Origin of the sequence: Aeromonas sp. ASNIH1 (genome assembly GCF_002934285.1) — a bacterium.
In the GTDB taxonomy this organism is placed as follows: Bacteria; Pseudomonadota; Gammaproteobacteria; order Enterobacterales; family Aeromonadaceae; genus Aeromonas; species Aeromonas caviae.
This window is the reverse complement of the sequence record NZ_CP026228.1, coordinates 4,382,751-4,402,323: the sequence shown is the minus strand read 5'-3', so window position 1 is coordinate 4,402,323 and position 19,573 is coordinate 4,382,751. Positions and strand designations below refer to the sequence as shown.

Sequence of the window (19,573 nt, the reverse complement as noted above, 5' to 3'; positions counted from 1 at the left end):
CAGAATGAGAATATATACAAGGCAAGGGGACAAGGGGCTCACGCGACTGGCCGATGGCACTTCCCTGGCCAAAGACGATAAACGTGTCGAGACCTATGGTGCCATCGACGAGCTGAATTCCCAAATAGGCTTGTTGATGGCTGAAATACCCGCCGGGGAGAGTACACTTCTGGCCGATCTCATATTGTTGCAGCAGGAGCTGTTTGATCTGGGCGGGGAGCTGGCATTTTCCAGTGAATCACAAACGGATACGCTGTGGCAGGTGAATGAGGCTTGGACAAACAGGCTCGAGCAACAGATCGATGCCTACAGTGCCGGGTTGCCGGTGCTGCGCAATTTTATTTTGCCGAGCGGTTCGCGGGCGGCGGCCCAGGCACATGTGGTACGTACCCTGACCCGTCGCTGCGAGCGCCTGCTGCTTGGGTTGAGCCGCGTAGAGCGGGTGAATCCGGCCGTTTTGCCCTACCTCAACCGGCTGAGCGACTGGTTTTTCACCATCGCCCGATACCTGCTGGTATCGTCGGGTACCCCGGAGATCCTCTGGGTCAAGGCGGCTGACAGAGGCTGACCAACGCTCGAAGCGGCAATAAAAAACCTCGCCTTGCGAGGTTTTTTATTGCTGTGGAAAGGGGCCTGATATTGCTGTCAGATGGCAAAGGCTTCCACGGATTTGCCTTCAGCAACGGCCTTGGCAATGACCGAGGGCATGCGGCCCTGACCGGTCCAGGTTTTTTCCACGCCATTGTCCAGATAACGATATTTGGCGGGGCGGGGCGCACGTTTGCTGACCTTGGTATTCTCGGGAACCACGGTGTTGACCAATTCGGCGGGATCGATCCCTGCGGCCTTCAGCATTTCGGCATATTCGGCAATTTTCTTTTGATGCTCTTCACGGGCCTGGCGTTCGGCGGATTCATCTTGCCGACGTTCATCGACGATGGCGGAGAGCTTTTCCAAGCCTTCTTCCAGTTGTTCCAGCGTCAAATCGCGGCAAGCTGCACGCAGGCTACGGATATTCAACAGCACTTTCAGAAATTCGTTCATATTGGCTACCACGCGAGCAAAATATTAAGGGAAGAACTGGTTTTTCGATAATTTATAGGGGTGATTGGCACCAAGTCAAGCCTGCCAAAATAATTAATTAGGCTGATAAATTAAGTCTTGAAATAGATATGAAGGGTATTTTTATCCCTTTGACGGGCCAACATCTTCGAATGGGCTCGTGTCAGATGAAAATATCGCCAGCGGAGTCTTTGATGAACCATTTGACTATCTTTGAAGATGTGGGCGCCTCAGAAACCTCGAAATTTAATCAAAAAACTTGCTATCACCCGGCGGCTCGATAAAATGTGCCGCGAATACCTTTAAGTAGAGGCGCGCTGCCTATGAGTAACCGAGTGGAGGGTGATGCCTGCGATGCTCGATGAAAGGAGTCGGCGCCGAAGTGACCAGGCCATCATACCGGGTTGCTGGTTCTGCATCTAATAGGTGCAGGACTGCCATAGTCATCCACTATGGAGCGCTACCTGAAGGGGCTGAGGAGTATACCCTCCCCATGGGTTTTGTTTCTTTGATCCTCTCGGTAGATCTCCACCTGTTGTCTTTAGGTGCAAAGAGATCATGGACATCGTTCATTACGCCGACTCCGGTTGGTCCGTCGTTCCCCCCCTGTTGGCCGTTGCGCTGGCGATCATCACTCGCCGCGTCCTGGTGTCGCTGGGGGTGGGCATAGTCGCAGGCAGCCTGCTGCTCAACCAGTTTTCTCCCCTTGCGTCCCTGCATTACATGCTCGATACCGTGCTCAGGATCTTCTGGGTCGACGGTGCGCTCAATCGTGACAACGTCAACATGATCCTCTTCATGTTGCTGCTGGGCGGCCTCATCAGCCTGATGAGCGTCTCCGGTGCGACCCGGGCGTTTGCCGAGTGGGCGGAGCGCCGCGCCAAGACCCGCAAGGGTGCCAAGTCCCTGACCGGTCTGATGGTGTTCGCCTTCTTCATCGACGACTTCTTCCACAGCCTGTCGGTGGGGGCCATCTGCCGTCCGGTGACCGATCGCTTCCAGATCTCCCGCGCCAAGCTGGCTTATCTGCTGGACTCCACCGCCGCGCCGGTCTGTGTGCTGATGCCGATCTCCTCCTGGGGGGCCTACATCATCGCCCTCGTCGGCGGCATCATGGCGGCTCATGGTCTGACCGACCAGAGCCCCATCTCCGCCTTCGTCGAAATGATCCCCATGAACCTCTATGCGGTGTTCACCCTGATCATGGTGCTGGTGGTGATCGCCTTCCAGCTCGACATCGGCCCCATGCGTCAGCATGAGCAGTGGGCACTGGAGGGCAAGCTGTGGGACGAGTCCAAGGGGCGCCCCATCGGGCTCGACATGGAGAGTCCGGAAGAGAGCAATGGCGGCATGATTGACATGGTGCTGCCCATCCTGACCCTGACCCTGGCCACCGTCTATTTCATGATTGACTCCGGGGCTGCGGTGCTGGCCGACAAGGGGCTGCCGTTCAGCGTGCTCGGCTCCTTCGAGAACACCAATGTCGGCTCCTCCCTAGTCTATGGTGCCCTGTGCAGCCTGGTGGTCTCCATCGGTCTGGCCATGCGCCTCAAGCTCGGGGCAAGCAACTGGATGAAGGCGGCTCCGCAGGGGATCATGGCCATGCTGCCCGCCATCAACATCCTGCTGTTCGCCTGGACCATAGGCGCCGTGGTGCGCGATGTGGAAACCGGCAAATACCTGGCCTCCCTGGCCAATGGCAATCTGCCGGTGGAAGTGCTGCCCGCCGTGGTCTTCGTGCTCTCCTGCGCCATGGCGTTTGCCACCGGCACCAGCTGGGGCACCTTCGGCATCATGCTGCCGCTCGCCGGCGACATGGCGGCCGCCAGCGACATCAGTCTGATGCTGCCCATGCTGGCCGCTGTACTGGCAGGGTCCGTGTTCGGGGATCACAGCTCCCCCATCTCCAGCACCAGCATCCTGTCTGCCACCGGGGCCGGTTGCCATCACATCGATCACGTGATGACCCAACTGCCCTATGCCCTGGCCATCGCCTTTGGCGCTGCGCTCGGCTACCTGGTGATGGGGCTGATGCACTCCGCGCTGGCCGGTTTCACCGTGAGCGGGCTCTGGTTCCTGATCTTCTCCGGTTACCATTTGCGCAAAGCCCGGGCGTATAGCGCCGTGGCAGTCGCATAAGAGAACAAGGGGCCTGCGGGCCCCTTGGTTTTGGCAGGGGCTTTGGTTAGCATGCGCCCCATCACTCCCGTTTCGGAACCCCATCATGGCTTCACTGCACTACAAATTTGCCACCATGAACTCAGGCAAATCGACCCAGCTCATCCAGGCCCACTTCAACTATCTGGAGCGTGGCATGTATCCGCTGGCCATGACGCCCGCCATCGACGATCGCTTCGGTGCCGGTGTCATCAGTGCCAGGGTCGGCCTTGAGCTGAAAGTGGAGGTGTTCAGCGACAGCTGCGATCTCTTCGAGATGGTCAAGGCGCGTCACGCAAAGCGGCACATCGATGTCTTCATCGTTGACGAGGCGCAGTTCCTGACCCGTGAGCAGGTCTACCAGCTTGCCCGCATCGTCGACGAGCAGGACATTCCGGTGATCGCCTATGGTCTCAAGACCGATTTTCGCGGCGAACTGTTTCCCGGCTCCTACCACCTGCTCTGTCTGGCGGACAAGTTCGAGGAGCTAAAAAGCATCTGCTGGTGCGGCAACAAGGCCCACATGAACTCGCGGGTCAACGAGGCGGGGCAGGTGATGCGCGACGGTGAGCAGGTGGAGATCGGCGGCAACGATCGCTATGTGTCGCTCTGCCGCAAGCACTATCTGGAAGGACGTGCCTTCAAGTAACCCGTGGCTGGCTCGTGCAGCCTGGACACCAAAGAGGGCGCCTATCTGGCGCCCTCTTTGTCTGTGGAGGTCAGTCGATCTCGATGTCCACAGGGGCGATGATGGGGTCTGCCGCCGGCAGGCGGTGGAAGAGCTGGCGAAAATGCTGCTGTACCCGGCCTATGTCCACCAGGGACATGCCGGAGGCGAAGCCGAACCAGACGTAGAGCCCGGTGAGGTCGCGAAACATGGGAGGGAGGTAGCGAGGGGCGTCGATGAGCCCCTCCAGATAGTGCTGATAGAGCACGGGGATGTCGTCCAGGGTCACCTTGCCGACGAACAGCATGGGCAGGATCTCCGGCACCCCCTCCAGCACGGCGCTGCGAATGAAGTTCACCGTCTCCACATAGCCCTTCACATAGGAGAGATCCTTGGTAAAGCAGGCGCCCCCTTCGACCATGCCTCCGCGAAACACCCGCTGGGTGATCTTGTAGGCGTCGTGCTCGCTGGCCCCTTTGGCCACGAAGTGGCGGAACACCTCGATGAAATCGGCGCCACGCTCCGCCATGTCGATGGCCATGACCCGATCCGAGATGCGCTTGGCCCTGTCCGGGAAGGAGCTGAAGGTGAGGGTCTCGATGAGTACCGCCAGCCCCTCCTGACAGGCGGTGATGCGGGGCGAGCCGGCGCCGAGCCAGGTGGCGTAAGATTGCTGGCGGCCGTTGAGGGTGGTGCCGACGTGAACCCAGCCTTCGTGTACCTCCAGCACCTGCAGATCGAGTTCCGAGAAACGGGCGTGGGAATTGAGCTTGATGTAATCCCCCCCGGCGGCGGCATCGGAGACGATGCCATCGCTGAGCTTGACCTGGACTGTGCCGTCGCTGAAGTAGCTCGACAGCTTGCCCTGCAACCTCGCCACCGCGGCTTCCCCCTCGAACTCCTTGGGGTAGGGACGCACCAGGTGGCGGGCGCCGGGCAGGGAGAATATGTCGCACAATCTGGCCCCCAGCTCCTTCAGGGTCTTGCGATCCCCGCGCAGGTGATCGCTTGCCGAGCCGTAGAGCCGCTGGCTGTAGCGCTGGAAGTCCGGCTGTCCGCGCTGGCGCAGCATCTCGATGACCACCATGTACTGATCCACCGTCTCTTGCAGGATCCGGCCGAGATCGTCCTGGGGGCCGAGGCGCCGGCGGATCCTGTCCCTCAGCTCCTTGAGCTCAAGGTACTTGTTGCGGGGATCGAACCCCAGGGGGAGGGATTCATAGAAGTGCCTGTCGATGGCGGGCAGTGCCTTGCCGCCACTTGCCAGAAAGTCGCTTTGCAGGTGACGGGGCCATTTGATGGCATCCAGGATGCGGATGGGTTTTTGCAGGGCGAGCAGTTCATCCGAGAGGGATTTGAGGTGCAGGCGATACTTTTCTTGGATGGTCATCGGGCTCTTTGGAGGCGAGTGCGCTACGAGAATGGCTGAGTATAGGCACAGGGCCTGTCAAAAAGAAGCGAGACGACGGGGATCCGGCCTGTGTGCTTTTGGTTGTCTGAAAATTGGTTTAGACTGCGCCCCTTGATCTCTACCGTGTCGTGAAAATGATGAATATCCCCAGCTCTGAAATGATAATGCGTTGGTTGCAACAGGCCCGGATCGAGCACTATGTGTGCGATCAGTGTCATGGCATCCACATGGTCTCCCTGCAGTCCGTCGAGGGCATCCAGGAGAGCCGGATCTTCGTGGAAGAGGAAGGGCTGCTGTTCTCATCCGAGCTGGAAGTGCGCCCCTCATCGCTGCTGCCCCTGGTGGCTGAACTGGGTCGTCTCAACATGCAATATCCGTCCCTCAAGGTGTTCCTCGACATCATCGATGACAACCTGCCACGCCTCGTTGTGGGTCACACCGTCTTTACCAAGGCGGGGCTCACCGTCGAGCAGTTCCTGCTGTTCGTTGAAAGCACCACTGCAGCCACCCATGAAGTGGTTTCCGAATGTGAACGCCTTGGCTTCCTCAACCTGCCGGAAATCCAGGTCGCACCGGAATCCGTTCACTGACCTCAGCACCTGAACTGTGCGTTTAATGTGCGAACGGTTCGCTGCGGCTAAAAAGCCGTTGACGGCGGCGGGGCTTTCCCCTAAATTACGCCCCGTTCCAGCGCAACGGCGCAGCGAACACCGTGTTGGCTGAACACGTTAAACCACAGACAAAATTTGGTGCGGTATCCGAGAGGCTGCCCACCGACGAAGTCGGCAAGATGCACGCGCAGCGCGCTCCGAAAGTCACTTCAAGCAGTAAAAATTTGGTGAGGTGTCCGAGTGGCTGAAGGAGCACGCCTGGAAAGTGTGTATACGGCAACGTATCGAGGGTTCGAATCCCTCCCTCACCGCCAAATATAACCCGTTGAATTTCAACGGGTTTTTTCATTTCTAGACTTACGTGATTTTTTTCCTGGATCAACTGGGTGGAACAATCATGTATCTGAGTAAAAATGCCTCCGGCACCTACTACACTCGTCTCCCGCTGCCTAAGTCACTACGTGACCGTGGCTTGCCCTTCGCTATCCGTACTTCCCTTTGCACCAAAGATCGCCGAGTCGCCGTAGATAGAAATCTGGCTGTGGCAGCTCGCACTCGCGCACTGATCGCGGCTACCCCTGCTGATACTTCCCCTCGCAGTTTCTATCGCTGGATCCGCGCCGATCTTGACGCTTTCAAGGCTGCGGGGTTCATCCCTCCTCAAACACCTTCCACACCTTGTGAACCTTCTGTTGATGCCCCAGCTTGCCCCAGCAGTGGGATCACGCTCACCCACGCATTGGCGAGATTCATCGAGACTAAAACCAGTGAGGGGATCCAGCATAGGTCGGTGGGCCAGCTCCAACTTCGGATCAACGCCTTCGTCACCTGGGCCAAAGGGGTTAAAGTCGATGAGGTGACGCCCGCTCTGGCGCAGGAGTACCGCAACAGCTTGCTGCGCAAGACCAACCTCAGTTTCAAAACCAAAGGAGATTACCTCGCCGCCCTGAAACAGTTCTTCCGTTGGTGCGTGGCACTGGACTATTGCAGCCGTAACCCTTTTGATGGGTTGACGGCAGGCAAGAAGCCGCACAAACGGGCGGATGAGGAGCGAGTGCGCTGGCATCGCCCTCAACTGGCTCAGCTGTTTGCCAGCCTGCGCAGCAAACAATCCCAGAAAGGCAAAAAATTGAGGATCCAAGACTGGTGGGTGCCCCTGCTGTGCCTGTATGCCGGGCTGCGACCCTCCGAGGCTTGCCAGCTCAAAACTCAGAACATCAAACAGGTTGAGGGGATTTGGTGTCTGATGGTCGATGCGGGAGAGGTGGATCAGCAGCTCAAAACCGTCAATGCTTACCGTACCGTTCCACTACACAGTACGTTGATCGGACATCAATTCCTGGACTATGTGGAGAGTCGTCGCAGTCAAGGGAAGGTATTTTTGTTCGATGACCAACCATCAGGCAAAGACGACGACTGGGCGCATAACATCACCTGTCGCTTCCAACGCCACCTCAATGATGCTGGCATCGTAGGTCAGGGCCGCCCCACCATTTACGGGATGAGACACACGTTTATCGATGAGCTGCAACAGGCGGACGTTGCTGAGCATATTGTGGCTGAGTTGGCGGGACATAGTAAAAAGGGGCTCACGTTTGGCCGTTATGGTAAACGGGTAAGCGTCTCTCTTTTGAAAGAAAAGATAGAGTTGATTCCCAGAGACTTAGTGTAAGCGTCAATCCAGTACCGTCTGGTGAACTTTTGCTGTAGTGCTCATAGACGTATAAGCCCCAAACTCAATGCTCACTTATCTGATAGGTGGGAGCAGTCGCGCTCTACAACAGGGAAATTCAACCAGAAATCGTGCCCTGTGTGGCTCAGATGCTGTGGTGGAACGATATTATTTAAAAAACCAAATAATTTTCTTGACTTGCAATTTCGTTTGTGCATCAAAAATCTGTTGACTTATTTTTTTAATGCTCATAACCTATGCGCAAATCAACTGGATTAGAGCCGATGAACAATGATAAAAACTCACAGGCCAAAGATTTAAATAAGACTCTTGGACTGGCAATAAATGAAAATCTGAAATTCAAAGAAGCCCGCTATGCTGAATCAACCATTGGACCATATCGCCGCAAGAGTAAGCAGCTTGTAACTTGGTTCGGTAAGAAAAAGTTGATCGACTTTAGCTCTACAGACATAGAGATGATGGTCGTAAAACTTTTAAAGAAATATAATGGCTGTACAGTTAATCACTACCTGGAAATTCTGCGCAGTGTATTTGTTAGGGCGAAACTCGACGGTTTAATTCCATCTAATCCGATGGAAAACATAAAGAAATGTAAATTTATCAGAAAGAAGCCGAAACCATTCTTGCAGTCTGAGATTGCACTATTGCTACAACAGAATAAGCAGGAAAACTATCAAATTGAAACTGCATTGATACAGGTAGGGATAGCAACTGGTTTACGAATTAGTGAACTGCTCGCCTTAAGTGCTGAAGTGGTTGACCTCGAAAAAAAGATGCTGACCATAGATCTGGCTTTGGTAAATGGTGTGTATAAAACCCCTAAAAATGAGGGGTCTAGACGAACAATAGAATTGACAGCGCAGGCAATAGAACCGCTAAGGAAGGTGCGAACAAGTCCCTGATATGAGATCATGTTTGTCATCTGGAGCCATGAAAAAGGGTTCATCATGAGTCATCAGCTCACCTTCGCCGACAGTGAATTCAGCAGTAAGCGCCGTCAGACCAGAAAAGAGATTTTCTTGTCCCGCATGGAGCAGATTCTGCCATGGCAAAACATGGTGGAAGTCATCGAGCCGTTTTATCCCAAGGCTGGTAATGGCCGGCGACCTTATCCGCTGGAAACCATGCTACGCATTCACTGCATGCAGCATTGGTACAACCTGAGCGATGGCGCGATGGAAGATGCTCTGTACGAAATCGCCTCCATGCGTCTGTTTGCCCGGTTATCCCTGGATAGCGCCTTGCCGGACCGCACCACCATCATGAATTTCCGCCACCTGCTGGAGCAGCATCAACTGGCCCGCCAATTGTTCAAGACCATCAATCGCTGGCTGGCCGAAGCAGGCGTCATGATGACTCAAGGCACCTTGGTCGATGCCACCATCATTGAGGCACCCAGCTCGACCAAGAACAAAGAGCAGCAACGCGATCCGCAGATGCATCAGACCAAGAAAGGCAATCAGTGGCACTTTGGCATGAAGGCCCACATTGGTGTCGATGCCAAGAGTGGCCTGACCCACAGCCTAGTCACCACCGCGGCCAACGAGCATGACCTCAATCAGCTGGGTAATCTGCTGCATGGAGAGGAGCAATTTGTCTCAGCCGATGCCGGCTACCAAGGGGCGCCACAGCGCGAGGAGCTGGCCGAGGTGGATGTGGACTGGCTGATCGCCGAGCGCCCCGGCAAGGTAAGAACCTTGAAACAGCATCCACGCAAGAACAAAACGGCCATCAACATCGAATACATGAAAGCCAGCATCCGGGCCAAGGTGGAGCACCCGTTTCGCATCATCAAGCGACAGTTCGGCTTCGTGAAAGCCAGATACAAGGGGTTGCTGAAAAACGATAACCAACTGGCGATGTTATTCACGCTGGCCAACCTGTTTCGGGCGGACCAAATGATACGTCAGTGGGAGAGATCTCACTAAAAACTGGGGATAACGCCTTAAATGGCGAAGAAACGGTCTAAATAGGCTGATTCAAGGCATTTACGGGAGAAAAGATCGGCTCAAACTGAAAAAATGAAATGACTGAGTCAGCCGAGAAGAATTTCCCCGCTTATTCGCACCTTCCCTAGAGAAGCCGAGGCGATTCACGATCCAGATCTTGCGTCTCCGCCTCAGGATTCATTTTACGAAAGAACATCCGTCGATAGTCAGAGGGTGACGTGCCCAACTGGGCACTGAATTGTTGCCTTAACGATAAGGCCGTCCCGAAACCGGCTTCACCAGCGATGCATTCAATCGGTAAATCCGTCGTTTCCAATAGCGCTTGTGCTCTGGCAACGCGTTCAGCATTCAACCATTGGGTGACCGTACTGCCGGTGGCGTCGCGAAACCGGCGAGTAAAGGTTCGCCGGCTCATCTTTGCCCTTTCAGCCAGAACATCCAGCGATAGATCACTGGCCAGATTCTGCCTCGCCCATATCAGCACATCGGACAGATGAGTCTCAGTGGCAAGTCGCGGGACGGAGTGTTCAACATACTGTGATTGTCCCCCCTGCCGATGTGGAGGGGTCACCAGAAGCTTCGCAGTGCGATTGGCCGTTTCAGCGCCGTATCGCTGCATCACCAAATGAAGGCAACAGTCAATCGCGGCTAGGGTTCCTGCGGAGGTCATGATGTTGTCGGTACTGGCGTAGAGCACCTCGGGCCGAAAACGTGCCTTCGGAAACCGTTGTGCAAACGTCTCTCGTGCAAGCCAATGAGTGGTAGCCTCTCTCTCATCAAGTAAACCGGCATCGCCGAGCACAAACGCGCCCAAACATAACCCCACGATCAGCTTGCCTTGGACATTGGCGAGTTTCAGCGCTTCAACCAGCGCTGTTGATGCGACAACCGAGGGATTACTCCAGGCTGGAATGACGATGACATCGGATTTATCCATGAGCTCAAGCCCGTGCTTGACGGCGATGGCGATACCCTGATCGCTCTCTACCATGCCCGGTACCTCAGCACAGTAGCTGATTTCGTATCGCGGTTCATGCTGAGCGGTTTGAACGGTTCCGAATACGAGTCCTGGTACGGAGAGATGGAACAAGCTCACACCATTGAAGGCGAGTACAGCAACACGTATGGCGGACATAGGTTAGATCCTGCTTGATTACCAATGGCCCAATTATATCGAAAGATGTCATTTTGGCCACTTTTGAACGTATGGAGATTAAGCAAAAATGACCACCTCAAAACGTCAATAGGAACAATCACATGAAACTCAACGCTCTTCCCCTCGTACTCTCCATTGCTTTTGGTGCAGTCACCGCCCCGGTGTTTGCAGGAGAAAGCGACACTCAGGCTTCCACTTCAACTCATAAAGTTGCCTGATTACCCATGATTAGCAGTCAGTTACCACGAACTATACTGATCTTACGTACAGTTATCGAGGTGCGAGATCATGGCCAAAAGCAAAATCCAATTCCAGAAAGGCTACAGCCTGTTTGAGTTTCTCAAGGACTATGGCACTGAGGCTCAGTGCGAAAACGCGCTGTTCACTTGGCGTTTTCCTAACGGCTTTGTCTGCCCTGAATGTGCCAACAAGACCTGTTGTCGCCTGAGAAGGCGGCCACGTGTGTGGCAATGCAATCACTGCCGTCACCAGATGTCATTGACTGGAAACACGATTTTCGCAAACACCAAGCTCCCACTGACCAAGTGGTTTCTGGCAATGCACCTGTTGTCACAAACCAAAACAGGCTTGTCAGCGATGGAGCTAAAGCGCCAGTTGGGCGTCAAATATGACACCGCCTGGATGCTCAAGCACAAGCTGCTGCAAGCCATGAAAGAGTCCGATGACAAGCAGCCCATCAGCGGCATCATTCAGCTCGATGATGTCTACTGGGGTGGCGAGCGCCGTGGTGGTAAACGGGGTCGGGGCGCGGCAGGCAAGACGCCGTTTGTGGCAGCAGTGGCCCTGAACAAGGAAGGACATCCAATCAAGATGCGGATGACGGTGGTCGATGGTTTCAAAACCAAGTCCGTTGCTGATTGGGCAAAACGGCATATTGCCAGTGGTAGCGCGGTGATATCCGATGGATTGGCCTGTTTCAAAGCGGTCAAGGAGGCCAATTGTGAGCACCTGGGTGTTGTCACCGGGGGCAACCTGGACTGGCTGGATCATCCGGCATTCAACTGGGTAAACACGATGATAGGAAATGTGAAAAACTCGCTGCGGGGCAGTTGCCATACGCTCGGAGCGAAGCATTTACCAAGGCATCTTGCGGAATACTGCTTCCGGTTTAATCATCGTTTTGACCTCAAGAGCATGTTGGTTGAATTGGGGCATGCAGTCGTGGCAAGCCCTCCGATGCCATATCGGCTCTTGAAGCTGGCTGAGGGTCATGGGTAATCAGGTAAAGTTGAAATGCAGCAGGTTCGTAATGCGACAGTGAAAATCACTTACGCAGGCACTACCTTCCTGATCGATCCGATGCTGGCTAAAAAGGGCACTTACCATGGGTTTGAAGGTACCTATCGCAGCAACCTCCGCAATCCGATGGTGGAATTACCCGGATCGGTAGAGGACGTCATTTCCGGTGTTGATGCGGTCATCGTTACTCATACCCACCTTGACCACTGGGACGATGCCGCACAAAAAGCACTGCCAAAAGACATTCCGCTGTTTGCACAACATGAGGCTGATGCACAGCTGATCCGCTCTCAGGGTTTCAAGAATGTACGCGTACTGACTGACGAAGCTGAATTTGGCGGAGTTAAAATTACCAAGACAGGTGGTCAACATGGCACAGACAAAATGTATGCCGATCCCGCTCCCGCAAAACTGCTTGGTGAAGCCATGGGCGTCGTTTTTCAAGCGAAAGGCTATAAGACCCTCTATTTGGCCGGTGATACCATCTGGCGCAAAGAAGTAGACAAAGCCATTGAGGCATATGACCCCGAGGTCATCGTCCTCAATGCAGGGAAAGCAAAATTGATCGGGTACGAAGGTGCGATCATCATGGGCGAGGAAGATGTGCTGCGCGCATCACAGGTTGCGAAAAATGCAAAAATTGTTGCGGTGCACATGGGTAATCCCCCCATTTTTTGGAGCACTCAAAAGTAGAGGTCATGCGGCCTGTGCCAAGCGCTGTTTCGGCGTGTAGCCGCCCAGCGCCATATTGGGCCGCTCATGGTTATAAACCCACAGCCAGTTCGTGGCAAATTCCTGTAACTCATTCAGTGACTCAAACAGGTAATGGCCCAACCAGTCGTAACGCACAGTGCGGTTAAATCGCTCTATGTAGGCATTCTGCTGCGGGTTGCCTGGCTGGATATACCTCAGCGCAATCCTCTTCTGCTGCGCCCATTGCTTGAGCTCTTCGCTGATGTATTCCGGACCATTATCACAGCGGATTGCGGCTGGTTTGCCCCGCCACTCGATGACCTGCTCCAGCACCCGTTTGACTCGCGAGGCAGGCAAGGAAAAATCCACCTCGATGCACAGTGCTTCGCGATTGAAGTCATCGATCACATTAAACAACCGCACCGAACGACCATCGCTGAGCTGGTCATGCATAAAGTCCATCGACCAACAGTGATTCGGTTGGTCAGGGACTGCCAACGGCTCCGGCTTGGCGCGTACTAGCCGCTTCTTGGGTTTTATCCGCAGATTGAGCTCTAGCGCCCGATAGATCCGGTAGACCCGCTTGTGGTTCCAGCCAAAGCCTTTGACGTTACGCAGGTACAGGAAGCACAGTCCGAAACCCCAGTTGCGCTGGTTGGCGGTGAGGCGCAGTAGCCAGTCGGCAATCTCCTGGTTTTCATCAGCCAGCACGGGCTGATAACGGTAGCAACCCTCGCTCACCTTGAACACCTGGCAAGCCAGACGGATAGAAATGGCGTAATGAGCCACAGCCTTGGTCGCCATCTCCCTGCGGGCAGATGGCGTCACCACTTTTTTGCCATCGCCTCGGAGATGATCTCAGCCTTTAGGCGCTCCTCGGCATACATCTTCTTAAGGCGACGATTTTCCTCTTCCAGCTCTTTGAGGCGCGCCATGAGAGAGGCATCCATGCCACCGAATTTGGAGCGCCACTTGTAGAAGGTGGCGGAGCTGATGCCATGCTCACGGCAGAGCTCAGGGACGGGTGAACCAGACTCGGCCTGCTTGAGGATGGCGATGATCTGTGCATCGCTAAAGCGTGATGTTTTCATGTAGAACCTCCTGCGTTCAAGATACGAGAAAATTCTACTTATGAGCACCTCAGTTTTTCGGGGGGATTACCCATGGACGCAGTCAATCACATGTCCTTGACCCGTGAAGAATTGCGGGCCTACGTCAAGAAGCAGGGTATCGAAAGCCGCGTTGATATCCCGGAAGACGGTGCGTCGCTGGCGTTCTGATGTAAATCACATGGCACTGAATGACGTCGCTAGTTAATGATCCCCAAAGGATTCGGTGCTCGGTTAGGAGTGGGTTATTCAAAAACCCACTCCTGAACACCCTGTTTGAGTGGCCAACACACGCTCTGTCTTTACACCAAATCAATCGGATAACTTGACTGGGGATCGTTTATGGACTTCGCGATGACGTGAATAGACTCGTCATTCAGAGATAACCATAACATGATCTCGATAGTCAGAAAGCATGCTCAAGTTCTTGACATTCCAGAGTTTCTCTTTATAAATGGTATAGAAAACTCATGGCAATAGCTTGAGTCAATTGCACTGTTTTTATGGTCGGAAGTTTCTGCGTAAGTTATTGAATGTAAAGGTTATATTTGTGCGTTGACATGCGAAAGTGAGGGTTCGAATCCCTCCCTCACCGCCAAATAAAACAAAAGGCCCCGTCGCAAGACGGGGCCTTTTGTTTTTCCGGTAACCGGCAATCTGGTCTCTACCCGGTATCGACAGGCGGGTGGACTAGCCCTGCTGGAGTGGCATAGGCCGTACACCGGGCGACACCGGGCGACACCGGGACGTAGTCTGGTCAATTCTTCTCTTGCTGTCAGGTTTTATCCTGATCGGTTTATCGCTCCCTAACCTTGTCCCGTCCCGTTATCTCTTCAACCTGGAGACATAGGGGATATTCCGGTACTTGTGCTCCCAGGGCAGGCCGTAGCCCACCAGCAGATCATCGTTCGTCATCTCGTAGGCATAAAACTGCTCGGCGGGGATAGCCACGCGCCCTGGTTTGACAAACAGGGTCGCGATGGACAGGGAACGTGGCGCGAACGCCTGCAGGTGCGCGACCAGCCGCCTCATGGTACCCCCCGATTCGATGGCGTCGTCCATCAGGATGACGTCTCTGCCCTGGATGCCGACATTGTTGTGAAAGACGATGGGAGAGGCATTGTGGCGCTCCCCCGGAGTGTGGGGGCAGGAGATGTAGTCCATGGCGATATCAAAGCGCAGCGCCCTGACGACATCGGCGGTAAACAGCATGCCGCCCGGCACCACGGTGATCACCACCGCCTCCGTGAATCGCTCGTTGAGCCGTTTGGCGATGACCTCGACGCCGAGCGCAATGTCCTCGGTATTTAATACCACGTCGCCGAAAGCAGGGTTTCTCATGGCAGCTCCTGACAGGTTGTAGAAAGAGGGGTGGCCCGGGGTGCCAGCCCCACGCCTCTGCTGAGGAGCAGGGCCAGCACCATCAGCAAAACGACGCCGTGGAGGGCAGCCGGCAGACCGAATGCGTCGGCGACAAAGCCGACCAGGGAGGGGCTGGAGAGCAACCCGACATAGCCCAGGGTGGCGTCGCTTATCTGGGCGTTCAGTTTGGCTAAGGGGATGATGGAGGCCCAGGCCGCCGTGGCAAAGCCCGAGCAGAAGAAGGTGGCTCGGGTGGCGAGCCGCTCGTGCCGGGGCCGCCGACTGGAGAGTGTGGACAACATGGGGTCTCCTTGGATGACAGTCGAAGGAGGGGGCTGTGCCTGGGATCCTCCGAGCGAGGAGGTCATGCTATGATCATTTCGAGCTCATATGAACAAAAATGATCTTGTATTTGTTTGTATGTGTCCATTGTGGCGATATGATGACCGCGATCAGAATGCATACATCGGAGGTAACAGCATGATCACGCTCATCATCACGGACATGGACGGCACCTTCCTCATATAGCAGGGGGGATAACAACCGAGCCCTGTTTGCCGAGGTGGTTGCCGCCATGGCGCAGCAGGGGATACATTTTGCGCCCTGCACGGGAAAACAGGTCGATCGGGTCGAGGCGCTGCTGGGTAACGCCCTGGGCCTGGCCATCATCCGTCGGTTGGAGCGTCTGCCGGGCGAGCATATCGTCATCGCCAGCACGGCTGCCTGCGTGACGATCCGGGAGGCGGTGCCGGATCATCTGAAAGCCCTGGTGCGCCGCTCTTACACCCAGGTGCAGACGGTCGCCGATTTTGGTGACATCACCGCGGACGTTGTGAAGATCACCCTCTATGACGAGCACGGTCGCTGCCTGGATCTGCGGGGCCAGCTTGGCGAGTGTGATGACGAGGCCTACATAGTGGCGTCCGACCAGCAGTGGATAGACATCGCCAATGCCGGCGTGCACTAGGGGACAACGGTGGCCAGGTTGCAGCAGCTGGTCGGCGCCGGTCGTCATGAGACCCTGGTCTTGGGCGACGGGCTCAATGACATCGAGCTGATGGTGTGCGCCGACTTCAGCTTCGCCATGCGCAATGGCCACGACGAGACCAAGGACGCCGCCCATTTCATCACCCGCTCGAACGATGAGGACGCCGTCATGCACACCATCTTGCAACTGCTCGCACTGCAGCGGCAGGGGGCGTGAGACGGGCCAGGCGATGATCGCCCGGCCATTACAAGGGAACACCATGGACAAGTATTCACCGGAGGAGCGACGGCTCCTCATTCTGGATCTGCTGGCCGCGCACCACAAGGTGATGGCGGCGGAGCTGGCGGAGCCGCTGGGCACCACGGAGGCGACCATCAGGCGGGATCTGCGCTATCTGGCCGATGAGGGGCGCTGCAAGCGCATTCACGGTGGCGCCATCTCCCTGTCGCCCCAGACGTGGACCCTGACCGAGCGCAGTACCCAGCATGTGGCGCAGAAGCAGGCCCTGGCCATGGCCGCCCTGAGTCTGGTCAAACCGAACCAGCTGATCTTCCTGGATGCCAGCAGCACCCACCTGCTACTGGCCTCCCTCATGCCGGAACACCAGGGCCTGACGGTGGTGACCAACAGCCCGGCCATCGCCTGCCGGCTGCTGGAGAGACCCGGCATCAGGACCATCCTCCTCGGTGGCGAGCAGGATCCGCTGGTCGGTGGGGCCGTCGACATCACGGCGGCCGAGGGCATCAACAAGTTCCGTTTCGACCTCGGCTTCCTGGGGGTCTGTGCCTGGTCCTCGGATCTTGGCTTCAGCGCCGTACATTACCAGGACAGCGAGTTCAAGCGCCGGGTCGCGGAGCGTTGCGGCTCGCTGGCGGTGCTGTGCAATGACGACAAGCTGGAATCCCTGGCCTCCTACCCCTTCCTGCACGCCGCGGATCTCGACTACCTGATCTGCACCCGGCAGGATCCGGTCCTGGTCAAGACGTTCGAAGGGGAGGGCTGCACCGTCATCACCGCCGGCTGATGCCGCCGCGAGAAGAGTGGGGAGAGGCCGGGGGTTGGAAGCGGCCCATAAAAAACGCCCCGTTCCCGGGGCGTTGGGAACGGGGCGCCTGCCAGCGTCCTCAGGCGAGGTCGAAGCGATCCAGGTTCATCACCTTGGTCCAGGCCGCCACAAAGTCCTTCACGAACTTCTCCTTGGCATCCGCACTGGCGTAGACCTCTGCCAGGGCGCGCAGCTGGGAGTTGGAACCGAACACCAGATCGACCCGGGTTCCGGTCCACTTCACCTTGCCGCTCTGGCGATCACGGCCTTCATAGACTCCCTGGCTGCCCGCCGCCGGCTTCCACTCCGTGCCCATGTCGAGCAGGTTGACGAAGAAGTCGTTGGAGAGGGTGCCCGGGGTGGCGGTAAAGACCCCGTGGCAGTTGCCCGCGTTGGTGCCGAGCACCCGCATGCCGCCCACCAGTACCGTCATCTCGGGGGCACTCAGGGTGAGCAACTGCGCCTTGTCGATCAGCATGGTCTCCGCGAAGCCCGCGCACTCGCCCGCGTAGTTGCGAAATCCATCTGCGAGGGGCTCGAGCACCGCGAAGGAGTCCACATCGGTCTGGGCCTGGGAGGCATCCATCCGGCCCGGAGTGAAGGGCACGGTCACGGCGACACCGGCTCTCTTCGCGGCCTGCTCGACCCCCACGCTGCCCGCCAGTACGATGAGATCGGCGAGGGAGACCCGCTTGCCGCCGGTGGCTGAGGCGTTGAAGGCCTGCTGGATCCCGTCGAGGGCCTGCAGAACCTTGGCGAGCTGGGCCGGCTGGTTGACGGTCCAATCCTTTTGCGGGGCGAGGCGGATGCGGGCACCGTTGGCGCCGCCACGCTTGTCGGAGCCACGGAAGGTGGACGCGGAAGCCCAGGCGGTCGACACCAGCTCGGCCACGGACAGGGAGGCCGCCAGGATCTTCTCCTTGAGCAGGGCCACGTCCTTGTCATCGATCAGGGGATGATTGACGGCGGGGATGGGGTCTTGCCAGATCAGCTCCTCTTTGGGCACTTCCGGCCCCAGGTAGCGGGCGATGGGGCCCATGTCGCGGTGGGTCAGCTTGAACCAGGCGCGAGCAAAGGCATCGGCGAAGGCCTGAGGATCCTCGTAGAAGTGGCGGGAGATCTTGCCAAACTCGGGGTCAAAGCGCAGGGTCAGGTCGGTAGTGAGCATGGTCGGCTTGTGGAACTTGCCCGGGATGTGCGCATCGGGAATGATCTCGGGCGCATCCTTGGCCACCCACTGCTTGGCGCCGGCTGGCGACGTGGTCAGCTCCCACTCGTAGTTGAACAGGTTTTCAAAGAAGTTGTTGCTCCACAGGGCCGGTGTCTTGGTCCAGGTCACTTCGAGCCCGCTCGAGACGGTGTCCTTGCCATGGCCGCTGCCGAAGTCGCTCATCCAGCCGAGGCCCTGGGCCTCCAGAGGCGCGGCTTCCGGCTCTGGCCCCTTGTGGGATTCGGGCGCGGCGCCGTGGGCCTTGCCGAAGGTGTGGCCGCCCGCGATAAGGGCGACCGTCTCTTCATCGTTCATGGCCATGCGACCGAAGGTGGAACGGATGTCCTTGGCAGCCTCCATGTAGTCACCGCTGGCGTTGGGCCCTTCCGGGTTGACGTAGATGAGGCCCATGTGGGTGGCACCGAAGGGGGCCGTAAGCTCGCGATCGCCCTTGACCCGATCGGGATCGACCCCGAGCCAGGCAATTTCATCCCCCCAGTTGACGTCCTGATCCGGCTCCCACACGTCGGGCCGCCCACCGCCAAAGCCGAAGGTGCGAAAACCCATGGTCTCCAGGGCGACGTTGCCGGCGAGGATCAGCAGATCGGCCCAGGAGATCTTGTTGCCGTATTTCTGCTTGATGGGCCAGAGCAGGCGACGGGACTTGTCGATGTTGACGTTGTCAGGCCAGCTGTTGAGGGGGGCGAAGCGCTGTTGGCCACGGCCGCCGCCACCGCGACCGTCGGTGGTGCGATAGGTGCCCGCAGCATGCCAGGTCATGCGGATGAACTGGGGGCCGTAGTGACCGAAGTCCGCCGGCCACCACTCCTGGGAATCCGTCATCAGCTTGACCAGATCTTTCTTGAGTGCCTTGTAATCCAGGCTCGCGAAGGCCTTGGCGTAGTCAAAGTCCTTGTCCATGGGATCGGCGCCGGGGGAATGCTGATGCAGCAGATCCAGCCGCAACTGGTTCGGCCACCAATCTCGATTGGTTCTGCCGACGCCGGCGGTGTGGTTGAAGGGGCATTTGCTTTCTTCACTCATCTCTGTCTCTCCTTGGCAGTCATGTGCAATGCAGACAACTCAGTATGGGAACTTTTCCTGCAACCGGCGGGGTATGTGACAGGCTGGGCCTTGGACCGGCATCGGGGGGTTATCAATAACTCCTTATATTTCAGCTAATTGATTAAGGATGGGATG

At 56.8% G+C, this 19,573-nt stretch carries 19 protein-coding genes, 1 tRNA gene and 1 riboswitch; of the genes, 13 read left to right on the top strand and 7 right to left on the bottom strand.

Features of this window, described 5'->3' with window-relative positions:
- Window positions 1-4: 4 nt before the first annotated feature.
- Entirely contained in the window at window positions 5-568 is a 564-nt protein-coding gene (locus C2U37_RS21300; protein WP_104453012.1) for a cob(I)yrinic acid a,c-diamide adenosyltransferase, read from the top strand.
- Window positions 569-645: 77 nt separating this feature from the next.
- Here C2U37_RS21300 and C2U37_RS21295 read toward each other — a convergent pair whose 3' ends face one another.
- Entirely contained in the window at window positions 646-1,044 is a 399-nt protein-coding gene (locus C2U37_RS21295; RefSeq protein ID WP_041215041.1) for an H-NS family histone-like protein, read from the bottom strand.
- Between the two features lie 317 nt (window positions 1,045-1,361).
- Window positions 1,362-1,533, top strand: a riboswitch (Lysine riboswitch).
- 87 nt (window positions 1,534-1,620) lie between these two features.
- Between C2U37_RS21295 and C2U37_RS21290 the strand changes: the two genes are divergently transcribed.
- Together C2U37_RS21290 and C2U37_RS21285 are read left to right on the top strand one after the other, a co-directional pair.
- Window positions 1,621-3,201, top strand: a complete 1,581-nt coding sequence (locus tag C2U37_RS21290) for a Na+/H+ antiporter NhaC family protein (RefSeq protein ID WP_041211545.1) — start codon at window positions 1,621-1,623, stop codon at window positions 3,199-3,201.
- An 85-nt stretch (window positions 3,202-3,286) separates the two neighbouring features.
- Window positions 3,287-3,868, top strand: coding sequence for a thymidine kinase (locus tag C2U37_RS21285; protein WP_010674989.1), 582 nt, complete (start codon window positions 3,287-3,289; stop codon window positions 3,866-3,868).
- Window positions 3,869-3,938: 70 nt separating this feature from the next.
- Here C2U37_RS21285 and C2U37_RS21280 read toward each other — a convergent pair whose 3' ends face one another.
- Window positions 3,939-5,276: a flavohemoglobin expression-modulating QEGLA motif protein gene (locus C2U37_RS21280; protein WP_010674988.1), complete on the bottom strand. Its 1,338-nt coding sequence runs from the start codon at window positions 5,274-5,276 to the stop codon at window positions 3,939-3,941.
- A gap of 155 nt (window positions 5,277-5,431) precedes the next feature.
- Here C2U37_RS21280 and C2U37_RS21275 point away from each other — a divergent pair, with 155 nt between their 5' ends.
- The 5 genes from C2U37_RS21275 to C2U37_RS21250 all read left to right on the top strand — a co-directional run bounded on the left by C2U37_RS21275 (window position 5,432) and on the right by C2U37_RS21250 (window position 9,529).
- Window positions 5,432-5,887, top strand: a complete 456-nt coding sequence (locus tag C2U37_RS21275) for a YbjN domain-containing protein (protein WP_160839247.1) — start codon at window positions 5,432-5,434, stop codon at window positions 5,885-5,887.
- Between the two features lie 247 nt (window positions 5,888-6,134).
- Window positions 6,135-6,222: transfer RNA gene (locus tag C2U37_RS21270), tRNA-Ser, on the top strand.
- Between the two features lie 83 nt (window positions 6,223-6,305).
- Window positions 6,306-7,580, top strand: coding sequence for a site-specific integrase (locus C2U37_RS21265; RefSeq protein WP_233768435.1), 1,275 nt, complete (start codon window positions 6,306-6,308; stop codon window positions 7,578-7,580).
- A 284-nt stretch (window positions 7,581-7,864) separates the two neighbouring features.
- The gene (locus tag C2U37_RS21260) at window positions 7,865-8,503 is read left to right on the top strand and encodes a tyrosine-type recombinase/integrase (protein WP_158656295.1); all 639 of its coding nucleotides are present in this window, start codon (window positions 7,865-7,867) and stop codon (window positions 8,501-8,503) included.
- A 45-nt stretch (window positions 8,504-8,548) separates the two neighbouring features.
- Window positions 8,549-9,529 (top strand): IS5-like element IS5 family transposase, encoded by a 981-nt coding sequence (locus C2U37_RS21250; RefSeq protein ID WP_026141915.1) that lies wholly within the window; start codon window positions 8,549-8,551, stop codon window positions 9,527-9,529.
- Between the two features lie 145 nt (window positions 9,530-9,674).
- On the opposite strand, the gene C2U37_RS21240 is transcribed toward C2U37_RS21250, so the two are convergent.
- Complete coding sequence (locus C2U37_RS21240; RefSeq protein ID WP_041212904.1) at window positions 9,675-10,685, bottom strand: GlxA family transcriptional regulator; 1,011 nt, start codon at window positions 10,683-10,685, stop codon at window positions 9,675-9,677.
- A 309-nt stretch (window positions 10,686-10,994) separates the two neighbouring features.
- Here C2U37_RS21240 and C2U37_RS21235 point away from each other — a divergent pair, with 309 nt between their 5' ends.
- Both C2U37_RS21235 and C2U37_RS21230 read left to right on the top strand, forming a co-directional pair.
- The gene (locus C2U37_RS21235; RefSeq protein WP_005342491.1) at window positions 10,995-11,945 is read left to right on the top strand and encodes an IS1595-like element ISKpn3 family transposase; all 951 of its coding nucleotides are present in this window, start codon (window positions 10,995-10,997) and stop codon (window positions 11,943-11,945) included.
- A 15-nt stretch (window positions 11,946-11,960) separates the two neighbouring features.
- Complete coding sequence (locus C2U37_RS21230) at window positions 11,961-12,659, top strand: MBL fold metallo-hydrolase (protein WP_104453010.1); 699 nt, start codon at window positions 11,961-11,963, stop codon at window positions 12,657-12,659.
- Between the two features lie 3 nt (window positions 12,660-12,662).
- On the opposite strand, the gene C2U37_RS21225 is transcribed toward C2U37_RS21230, so the two are convergent.
- The 3 genes from C2U37_RS21225 to C2U37_RS21215 all read right to left on the bottom strand — a co-directional run bounded on the left by C2U37_RS21225 (window position 12,663) and on the right by C2U37_RS21215 (window position 15,432).
- Window positions 12,663-13,750 (bottom strand): IS3-like element ISAs22 family transposase gene (locus C2U37_RS21225; RefSeq protein WP_088821966.1). Its coding sequence is split into 2 segments (ribosomal slippage): window positions 12,663-13,498 and window positions 13,498-13,750, totalling 1,089 coding nucleotides; the frame shifts between segments, so codons are not numbered across the junction.
- 843 nt (window positions 13,751-14,593) lie between these two features.
- A complete protein-coding gene (locus tag C2U37_RS21220) occupies window positions 14,594-15,109 on the bottom strand; it encodes a phosphoribosyltransferase (RefSeq protein ID WP_104453009.1) in 516 nt (171 codons plus the stop codon).
- Window positions 15,106-15,432 carry a hypothetical protein gene (locus tag C2U37_RS21215; RefSeq protein WP_039041263.1) on the bottom strand — a complete coding sequence of 109 codons (327 nt, stop codon included), beginning with the start codon at window positions 15,430-15,432 and terminating at the stop codon, window positions 15,106-15,108. Before C2U37_RS21215 ends, C2U37_RS21220 begins: the two co-directional genes overlap by 4 nt.
- 272 nt (window positions 15,433-15,704) lie before the next feature.
- On the opposite strand from C2U37_RS21215, the gene C2U37_RS24945 reads away from it, so the two are divergent.
- From C2U37_RS24945 to C2U37_RS21205, 3 genes are read left to right on the top strand one after another with little or no spacing between them, the layout of a single operon-like run.
- Window positions 15,705-16,097 carry a hypothetical protein gene (locus C2U37_RS24945; RefSeq protein WP_199770478.1) on the top strand — a complete coding sequence of 131 codons (393 nt, stop codon included), beginning with the start codon at window positions 15,705-15,707 and terminating at the stop codon, window positions 16,095-16,097.
- 9 nt (window positions 16,098-16,106) lie between these two features.
- Window positions 16,107-16,334 carry an HAD family hydrolase gene (locus C2U37_RS24940; RefSeq protein WP_199770477.1) on the top strand — a complete coding sequence of 76 codons (228 nt, stop codon included), beginning with the start codon at window positions 16,107-16,109 and terminating at the stop codon, window positions 16,332-16,334.
- A gap of 43 nt (window positions 16,335-16,377) precedes the next feature.
- The gene (locus C2U37_RS21205) at window positions 16,378-17,142 is read left to right on the top strand and encodes a DeoR/GlpR family DNA-binding transcription regulator (RefSeq protein WP_104453008.1); all 765 of its coding nucleotides are present in this window, start codon (window positions 16,378-16,380) and stop codon (window positions 17,140-17,142) included.
- A 100-nt stretch (window positions 17,143-17,242) separates the two neighbouring features.
- On the opposite strand, the gene katG is transcribed toward C2U37_RS21205, so the two are convergent.
- A complete protein-coding gene (gene katG, locus C2U37_RS21200) occupies window positions 17,243-19,417 on the bottom strand; it encodes a catalase/peroxidase HPI (protein ID WP_104453007.1) in 2,175 nt (724 codons plus the stop codon).
- Window positions 19,418-19,573: the final 156 nt, after the last annotated feature.

Coding starts and splice junctions, on each gene's coding strand:
- C2U37_RS21240 (WP_041212904.1), bottom strand. CDS start 10,685: ATGTCCGCCATACGTGTTGCTGTACTCGCCTTCAATGGTGTGAGCTTG.
- C2U37_RS21260 (WP_158656295.1), top strand. CDS start 7,865: ATGAACAATGATAAAAACTCACAGGCCAAAGATTTAAATAAGACTCTT.
- C2U37_RS21290 (WP_041211545.1), top strand. CDS start 1,621: ATGGACATCGTTCATTACGCCGACTCCGGTTGGTCCGTCGTTCCCCCC.
- C2U37_RS21295 (WP_041215041.1), bottom strand. CDS start 1,044: ATGAACGAATTTCTGAAAGTGCTGTTGAATATCCGTAGCCTGCGTGCA.
- C2U37_RS24945 (WP_199770478.1), top strand. CDS start 15,705: ATGGCGCAGCAGGGGATACATTTTGCGCCCTGCACGGGAAAACAGGTC.
- C2U37_RS21230 (WP_104453010.1), top strand. CDS start 11,961: ATGCAGCAGGTTCGTAATGCGACAGTGAAAATCACTTACGCAGGCACT.
- C2U37_RS21285 (WP_010674989.1), top strand. CDS start 3,287: ATGGCTTCACTGCACTACAAATTTGCCACCATGAACTCAGGCAAATCG.
- C2U37_RS21220 (WP_104453009.1), bottom strand. CDS start 15,109: ATGAGAAACCCTGCTTTCGGCGACGTGGTATTAAATACCGAGGACATT.
- C2U37_RS21275 (WP_160839247.1), top strand. CDS start 5,432: ATGATGAATATCCCCAGCTCTGAAATGATAATGCGTTGGTTGCAACAG.
- C2U37_RS21215 (WP_039041263.1), bottom strand. CDS start 15,432: ATGTTGTCCACACTCTCCAGTCGGCGGCCCCGGCACGAGCGGCTCGCC.
- C2U37_RS21250 (WP_026141915.1), top strand. CDS start 8,549: ATGAGTCATCAGCTCACCTTCGCCGACAGTGAATTCAGCAGTAAGCGC.
- C2U37_RS21300 (WP_104453012.1), top strand. CDS start 5: ATGAGAATATATACAAGGCAAGGGGACAAGGGGCTCACGCGACTGGCC.
- C2U37_RS21280 (WP_010674988.1), bottom strand. CDS start 5,276: ATGACCATCCAAGAAAAGTATCGCCTGCACCTCAAATCCCTCTCGGAT.
- C2U37_RS21205 (WP_104453008.1), top strand. CDS start 16,378: ATGGACAAGTATTCACCGGAGGAGCGACGGCTCCTCATTCTGGATCTG.
- C2U37_RS21235 (WP_005342491.1), top strand. CDS start 10,995: ATGGCCAAAAGCAAAATCCAATTCCAGAAAGGCTACAGCCTGTTTGAG.
- C2U37_RS21265 (WP_233768435.1), top strand. CDS start 6,306: ATGTATCTGAGTAAAAATGCCTCCGGCACCTACTACACTCGTCTCCCG.
- katG (WP_104453007.1), bottom strand. CDS start 19,417: ATGAGTGAAGAAAGCAAATGCCCCTTCAACCACACCGCCGGCGTCGGC.